The sequence below is a fragment of the Phenylobacterium sp. genome, from assembly GCF_044371015.1.
GTDB lineage: Bacteria > Pseudomonadota > Alphaproteobacteria > Caulobacterales > Caulobacteraceae > Phenylobacterium.
The window spans coordinates 1-7,156 of record NZ_JBILUK010000163.1 but is presented as its reverse complement, the minus strand read 5'-3'; the positions used below and the strand labels follow the sequence as shown (position 1 = coordinate 7,156).

Annotated in this window: 8 protein-coding genes; all 8 read left to right on the top strand. The window is 65.1% G+C overall.

Features of this window, described 5'->3' with window-relative positions; translation table 11 throughout:
- Positions 1-1,010 (top strand): NADH-quinone oxidoreductase subunit NuoF (nuoF, locus tag ACIQ3R_RS12945; protein WP_397419130.1); only part of this gene is annotated, 1,010 nt, incomplete at its 5' end.
- A 6-nt stretch (positions 1,011-1,016) separates the two neighbouring features.
- Positions 1,017-3,056: an NADH-quinone oxidoreductase subunit NuoG gene (nuoG, locus tag ACIQ3R_RS12940; RefSeq protein ID WP_397419128.1), complete on the top strand. Its 2,040-nt coding sequence runs from the start codon at positions 1,017-1,019 to the stop codon at positions 3,054-3,056.
- Positions 3,057-3,060: 4 nt separating this feature from the next.
- Positions 3,061-4,128, top strand: a complete 1,068-nt coding sequence (gene nuoH / locus ACIQ3R_RS12935) for an NADH-quinone oxidoreductase subunit NuoH (RefSeq protein ID WP_397419126.1) — start codon at positions 3,061-3,063, stop codon at positions 4,126-4,128.
- The gene (locus ACIQ3R_RS12930; RefSeq protein ID WP_397419124.1) at positions 4,125-4,325 is read left to right on the top strand and encodes a hypothetical protein; all 201 of its coding nucleotides are present in this window, start codon (positions 4,125-4,127) and stop codon (positions 4,323-4,325) included. Before nuoH ends, ACIQ3R_RS12930 begins: the two co-directional genes overlap by 4 nt.
- Positions 4,325-4,816: an NADH-quinone oxidoreductase subunit NuoI gene (gene nuoI / locus ACIQ3R_RS12925; RefSeq protein WP_397419122.1), complete on the top strand. Its 492-nt coding sequence runs from the start codon at positions 4,325-4,327 to the stop codon at positions 4,814-4,816. The genes ACIQ3R_RS12930 and nuoI overlap by 1 nt, the downstream gene beginning before the upstream one ends.
- Before the next feature lie 94 nt (positions 4,817-4,910).
- Complete coding sequence (locus ACIQ3R_RS12920; RefSeq protein WP_397419134.1) at positions 4,911-5,534, top strand: NADH-quinone oxidoreductase subunit J; 624 nt, start codon at positions 4,911-4,913, stop codon at positions 5,532-5,534.
- Positions 5,534-5,839, top strand: coding sequence for an NADH-quinone oxidoreductase subunit NuoK (gene nuoK / locus ACIQ3R_RS12915; protein ID WP_397419132.1), 306 nt, complete (start codon positions 5,534-5,536; stop codon positions 5,837-5,839). Before ACIQ3R_RS12920 ends, nuoK begins: the two co-directional genes overlap by 1 nt.
- Before the next feature lie 3 nt (positions 5,840-5,842).
- Positions 5,843-7,156 (top strand): NADH-quinone oxidoreductase subunit L (gene nuoL, locus ACIQ3R_RS12910; protein WP_397419120.1); only part of this gene is annotated, 1,314 nt, incomplete at its 3' end.

The following is a 7,156-nucleotide window of genomic DNA, read 5'->3' as shown; positions in this document are numbered from 1 at the left end:
GCAACGATCCGCATCTGCTGATCGAGGGCTGCCTGATCGCCTGCAAGGCAATGCGGTCGCATCAGGCCTACATCTACATCCGCGGCGAGTATGTGCATGAGCGCGAGCGGCTGGCAGCCGCCATACGCCAAGCCTACGACGCCAAGCTGATCGGCAAGGGCAACATCCACGGCTGGGACTGCGATGTCGGTCTCCAGCACGGCGGCGGGGCCTATATCTGCGGCGACGAGACCGCGCTGATGGAGAGCTTCGAGGGCAAGAAGGGCCAGCCGCGGCTGAAGCCTCCGTTCCCGGCCGGTGCGGGCATCTATGGCGCGCCCACCACGGTGAACAATGTCGAGACCATCGCAGTGGTCGGCACGATCCTTCGGCGCGGGGCGGACTGGTTCGCGGGCTTCGGCACCGAGAAGTCGACAGGCACCAAGCTGTTCGCCGGGTCCGGACACTTGAACACGCCGTGCGTGGTTGAGGAGGCGGTCGGCATCCCGATCCGCCAGCTGATCGAAGACCACATGGGCGGCGTGCGCGGCGGCTGGGGCAACCTCAAGGCCGTGATCCCGGGCGGGATCTCGGTGCGAATGATCCCGGCGGCTGAGTGCGACGAAGCGATTATGACCTATGAGGACCTTGCCGCGCGCGGCTCGGGCCTGGGTACTGGCACTATGATCGTGTTCGACAAGGACGCCGACCTGGTGAAGGCGATCGCGCGGGCGTCTTATTTCTACAAGCACGAGAGCTGCGGCCAGTGCACGCCGTGCCGCGAAGGCACCGGCTGGATGTGGCGGGTGATGGAGCGGATGGTCACCGGCGAAGCCGAGATGTCCGAGATCGACCTGCTGCTCGACGTGGCCAGTCAGGTCGAGGGCCACACCATCTGCGGCCTGGGAGACGCGGCCGCCTGGCCGATCCAGGGGCTGTTCCGCCACTTCCGCCACGAGGTGGAAGAACGCATCAACACCTATCGCGCGCGCAAAGGCAGCTACGCCGGCGCCGCCATCGCGGCGGAGTAGGGCGGTATGCCTATAGCCAAGGTTGACGGCGTCGAGGTCGAGTTCGAGCCTGGTATGAACGTCCTGCAGGTGTGCGAACTGGCGGGCAAGGAGATCCCGCGCTTCTGTTATCACGAGCGTCTCAGCATCGCCGGCAACTGCCGCATGTGCCTCGTCGAAGTGAAGCCGGGCCCGCCCAAGCCGCAGGCCAGCTGCGCCCTGCCAGCCGCCGAGGGCCAGGAGATCTTCACCGACACGCCGATGGTGAAGAAAGCTCGGCACGGGGTGATGGAATTCCTGCTGATCAACCACCCATTGGATTGCCCGATCTGCGACCAGGGCGGGGAGTGCGACCTGCAGGATCAGGCCATGGGCTATGGCCGCGACGACAGCCGCTATGCCGACAACAAACGGGCCGTCGAAGAAAAGCACATGGGTCCGCTGATCAAGACGGTGATGACCCGCTGCATTCAGTGCACGCGCTGCGTTCGGTTCATCACCGAGGTGGCCGGCGTGCCGGATATCGGCCTCATCTCGCGCGGCGAAGATGTTGAAATCACGACCTATCTCGACAAGGCGGTGGCCAGCGAACTGTCGGCCAATGTGATCGATCTGTGTCCGGTCGGCGCGCTGACCTCCAAGCCCTACGCCTTCAACGCCCGGCCGTGGGAGCTGAAGAAGACCGAGAGCGTGGACGTGATGGATGCGCTGGGCTCGGCGATTCGAGTCGATGCGCGTGGACCCGCCGTGCTGCGCGTGCTGCCCCGCACCAACGAGGCGGTGAACGAGGAGTGGATCTCGGACAAGACCCGCTATGCGGTGGACGGCCTTTCACGCCAGCGACTGGATCGGCCCTTTGTTCGCGAGAACGGCAAGCTGAAGCCGGCGACCTGGGCCGAAGCGTTTGATGTTGTCACCGCGAAGATCCAGGCGACCACGCCGGATCGGATCGGCGTGATCGCCGGCGACCTCCAGGACGCGGAGTCGATGAAGGCGGCGCTGGATCTGTTCGGCGGCATGGGGGTGACCAGCCTTGACTGCCGACAGGACGGCATGGCGCTGGGTGATGGCCCGCGCGAGAGCTGGCTGTTCAATTCGTCGATCCAAGGCCTTGAAAACGCGGACGCGATCCTGATCGTTGGCTCCAACCCGCGGCTGGAAGCACCGGTGCTGAATGCGCGGCTGCGGCGGCGCTGGATGGCGGGTGCGTTGCAGGTGGGCGTGATCGGCGAGGCGGCCGACCTCACCTATGACTTTGACCATCTCGGCGAGGGCCCGGCGGCGCTGGCCAGCTTGGGTCGGTCGAAGGCCGGCTTCGCCAAGGTGCTGCGCGAGGCGAAATCGCCCGCGATCATCATCGGTGCGGGCGCCCTGGCGCGGGCGGACGGCGCGGCTGTGCTGGCGGCTGCGGCTGGGGTCGCCAAGACCTTTGGCCTCACCTGGAACGTACTGCACGCGGCGGCGAGCCGGGTCGGCGGGCTCGATCTCGGCTTCACGCCGGGCGAGGGCGGCAAGACGGCGGCCCAACTGGCGGCCAAGGGCGGCGCGGATCTGCTTGTGCTTTTGGGCGCCGACGAAATCGATCTGAAGAAGAGCGACGCCTTCGTGGTCTATGTGGGCACGCATGGGGATGCGGGCGCTCATCGGGCGGATGTGATCCTGCCGGGCGCGGCCTACACCGAGAAGAGCGGTCTGTATGTGAATACCGAGGGCCGGGTTCAGATGGGCTTCCGCGCGGTGTTCCCCAAGGGCGAGGCCAAGGAGGATTGGTCGATCCTGCGGGCGCTGTCGGAGCGGCTGGACCGGACGTTGCCATACGACACGCTGGATCAGTTACGGGCCAAGCTGTTCGCCGATCATCCGACCTTTGGACGCATCGGATATGTGCCGGAGACGCCCGGCGCGGTGGACGTCTCCGGATTGGGCGCGAAGGGCGCGCTATCCGACGCGCCATTCCGCAGCGCGGTCTCGAACTTCTACCTCAGCAATCCGATCGCGCGGGCCAGCGTGACCATGGCCGAATGCGCCGGCGTCGCTTCCGGTGCGACCCAGATGGCGGCGGAGTAGGGGCATGGGCTTCTGGGAAACCCCCATCGGCTGGACGATCGCGACCGTCGCCCACATCCTGGCGGTGACGGTGGTGCTGCTGCTCAGCATCGCTTTCATCATTTATGGCGACCGGAAGATCTTCGCCGGCGTGCAGGCGCGCAAGGGCCCCAACGTGGTGGGCCCCTTTGGTTTGCTTCAATCGTTCGCGGACCTGGGCAAGTTCCTGATCAAGGAACTGATCATTCCGGCCGGTGCGGACAAGGCGGTGTTTCTGCTTGCGCCTCTGATCAGCGTCACGCTGGCGCTGGGCGCCTGGGCGGTGATGCCGGTGGCGCCGGGCTGGGCTGTGTCGGACATCAATGTCGGCATCCTGTACCTGTTCGCCGTGTCTTCGATGGGCGTCTACGGCATCATCATGGGCGGCTGGGCTTCCAACTCGAAGTACCCGTTCCTGGGGTCGCTGCGGTCTGCGGCGCAGATGGTCTCCTACGAGGTCTCCATCGGCTTCGTGATCATCACGGTGATCCTGCTGGCCGGCAGCATGAACCTGAACGCCATCACCGAGGCGCAGGCCGGCGGGTTCTGGAACTGGTACATGTTCGGCGGAGGGCTCGAGAACCTGCCGCTGATCCTGATCATGTTCCCGATGGGGGTGATCTTCTTCATTTCCGGGCTGGCGGAAACCAACCGGCCGCCCTTCGACCTGCCTGAGGCGGAGTCCGAGCTCGTGGCGGGCTATGCTGTGGAATACGGTTCGACGCCCTACATGCTCTTCTACCTCGCCGAGACCTCGAACATTGTGCTGATGAGCGGGTTGATGGCTGTGCTGTTCCTGGGCGGCTGGAACGCGCCCTGGCCCGCGGACTATCTGGCGTCATGGCCGGCCTGGCTGGCCAGCCTGCACGGCTTCCTGATTTTCGCAGCCAAGACCGTGTTCGTGTTCTTCATGAACGCGATGGTGCGCTCGATCGTGCCGCGCTACCGCTATGACCAGCTGATGCGCCTGGGCTGGAAGGTGTTTCTGCCGACCTCGCTGGTGGCGGTGGCTGTCGTCGCCGGCTGGCGCGTCTACACAGGCTTCGGCGCATGAGGGCGCTGGCCATCCTCTCCGCCATGACGCTCACCGCCTGTGCGTCGGGCGTGGGCTCCGGCCGCTCGGGCGGGATCGCGACCTATGATGACCTCAAGGCGGCCACGGCGACGTGCGCGGCCAAGGGCGGATCGCTGAAACTCAAGCGCAACGGCGATCCGCAGTACCTCGAAGACTACGCCTGCGAGGCCAAGTGATGCTGAACCGGATCGGACAGGCCCTGAAGGGCGCCGCACTCATGGACTTCGCTGGGGCCTTCGGGTTGGGCATGAAGTACATGATCGAGCCCAAGAAGACGGTGCAGTACCCGCACGAGCGGGGCCCGCAGAGCCCGCGTTTTCGCGGCGAGCACGCGTTGCGCCGCTATCCGAATGGCGAGGAGCGCTGCATCGCCTGCAAACTCTGTGAGGCGATCTGTCCCGCCCAGGCGATCACCATCGAGGCCGAACCGCGCGAAGACGGCAGTCGGCGGACCACGCGCTACGACATCGACATGGTGAAGTGCATCTACTGCGGCCTTTGCCAGGAGGCCTGCCCGGTGGACGCCATCGTCGAGGGCCCGAACACCGAGTTCGCGGTCGAGACCCGCGAAGAACTCTACTACGACAAGGCGCGGCTGCTGGATAACGGCGACCGCTGGGAGCGCGAGATCGCGAGAAATCTGGAACTCGACGCACCGTATCGATAGGAAGGCGGCGCGATTCCTGCGCCGCTGAACGCATACGCTGACCCGGGGGGCCGGGGGCGATAACTGGACTGAGTGGGGGTTGAACGAAGGCCACATGGCCCTGCAGGCGATCGCATTCTATGTCATGGCGACGGTGACGGTCGCCGCCGGGTTCGGCGTGGTTTCGGCCCGCAACCCGGTGCACTCGGTGCTGTGGCTGATTCTGGCCTTCTTCTCGGCAGCCGGCCTTTTCGTGCTGATGGGCGCGGAGTTCCTGGCGATGCTTCTGGTCGTCGTCTACGTCGGCGCCGTGGCCGTCCTATTCCTGTTCGTTGTGATGATGCTGGACGTGGATTTCGCCTCGCTGCGCCAGGGCTTTGCACGCTACATGCCCTTCGGCCTGTTGATTGCGGGTTTCCTGGCCGCGGAGATGATCCTGGTCTCCTCCACCGTGGCGGCGCGCGGTGCGGCCAAGGACAATCCTCTGCCCATGGCGTCAGGGCCGGCGGCCGACGTCACCAATGCCGAAGCCATCGGGCGGGTGCTCTACACGGACTATGTCTACTTCTTCCAGGCGGCCGGGCTGGTCCTTCTGGTGGCGATGATCGGGGCCATCGTGCTGACGCTGCGCCATAAGCCCGGGGTTCGCCGGCAGGTGATCATGGATCAGGTGCTGCGCACCCGGGCCAGCGGCATGCGGATGTCCGATCCGAAGACGGGCGAAGGGATTGGCGAATGATCATCGGCCTCGCCCACTATCTCGCGGTCGCCGCGATCCTGTTCACCATCGGGGTCTTCGGCATCTTCGTGAACCGCAAGAACATCATCGTCATCCTGATGTCGGTGGAACTGATGCTGCTCGCCGTGAACATCAACCTGGTGGCGTTCTCGGTCTTCCTGGGTGACGTGACCGGACAGATCTTCGCGATGTTCGTGCTGACCGTGGCGGCGGCGGAGGCCGCCGTGGGGCTGGCCATCCTGGTCACCTTCTTCCGCAACCGCGGCGACATCGCCGTCGACGACGCCTCGATGATGAAGGGCTGATCCGTGAGCGCCGAAGCCCTCGTCACGATCATTCTGTTCGGTCCGCTGATCGGCGCGATCACGGCCGGCCTTTTCGGTCGCATCATCGGCGACAAGCCGGCCATGGCGGTGACCACCGGTTTCCTAATGCTGTCGGCGGTGATGTTGGTTGTGGTGACGACGGTCTCCAGCCTCGTGCACCTCTACTCCTGGGGTTACATGGCCGACGACCCGGCCAAGCCTCGGTTCTTCGCCTACCTCTCGCTGTTCACCTTCGCCATGCTGAGCCTGATCAGCGCGGCCGACTTCATGCAGCTGTTCTTCGGCTGGGAAGGCGTGGGGCTGGCGAGCTACCTGTTGATCGGTTTCTGGCACCACAAGGCCAGCGCCAACGCCGCCTCGATCAAGGCCTTCGTGGTCAACCGGGTGGGCGATTTCGGCTTCGCCCTCGGTATCATGACCTGCTTCTGGGCGTTCGGGACGATCGAGTTCGATAAGCTGTTCCCGCTGATCGAGGCCTCGGTCGGCCGGGGCTGGGACTTCGCCGGCGGCCACTTCGCGCTGGTCGATCTGGCCTGCGTGCTGCTGTTCATCGGCGCGATGGGCAAGTCGGCGCAGTTCTTCCTGCACACTTGGCTTCCGGACGCGATGGAAGGTCCGACACCTGTTTCCGCCCTGATCCATGCCGCCACCATGGTGACGGCGGGCGTCTACATGGTCTGCCTGCTGTCCCCGATGTTCGAATATGCGCCGGTGGCGAAGACCATCGTGACGGTGATCGGGGCAGTCACTGCGCTGTTCGCGGCGACGGTTGGGCTTACTCAGAACGACATCAAGCGCGTCATCGCTTATTCGACCTGTTCGCAGCTCGGCTACATGTTCTTCGCCGCCGGTATCGGGGCCTACAACGCGGCGATGTTCCACCTGTTCACCCACGCCTTTTTCAAGGCGCTGCTGTTCCTGGGCGCGGGCTCTGTGATCCACGGGATGGCGCACGAGCAGGACATGCGCCGCTACGGCGGATTGGCGAAACATCTGCCGATCACCTATGCGGTGATGACCATCGGCACGATCGCCATCACGGGTCTGGGATTCCCGGGCGTGGGCCTTGGAGTCCCGTGGGCCGAGCTGGGCTTCGCCGGCTTCTATTCGAAGGATGCGATCATCCACAAAGCCTGGGAGGCGGGGGTCGCGAGCGTGCCCATGGGCTACTTCGCGTTCGTCATCGGGGTGCTCGTCGCCGGCCTGACCGCCTTCTATTCCTGGCGGGTGGCGTTCTTCACGTTCAGCGGAACCGCCCGCTGGACCAGCGAGGACCTGGAGCATCACTGGCATAAC

Bases quoted from the DNA above. Each gene is read 5' to 3' on its own strand.
- nuoG (WP_397419128.1), top strand. From the start codon at position 1,017: ATGCCTATAGCCAAGGTTGACGGCGTCGAGGTCGAGTTCGAGCCTGGT.
- ACIQ3R_RS12930 (WP_397419124.1), top strand. From the start codon at position 4,125: ATGAGGGCGCTGGCCATCCTCTCCGCCATGACGCTCACCGCCTGTGCG.
- nuoI (WP_397419122.1), top strand. From the start codon at position 4,325: ATGCTGAACCGGATCGGACAGGCCCTGAAGGGCGCCGCACTCATGGAC.
- ACIQ3R_RS12920 (WP_397419134.1), top strand. From the start codon at position 4,911: ATGGCCCTGCAGGCGATCGCATTCTATGTCATGGCGACGGTGACGGTC.
- nuoH (WP_397419126.1), top strand. From the start codon at position 3,061: ATGGGCTTCTGGGAAACCCCCATCGGCTGGACGATCGCGACCGTCGCC.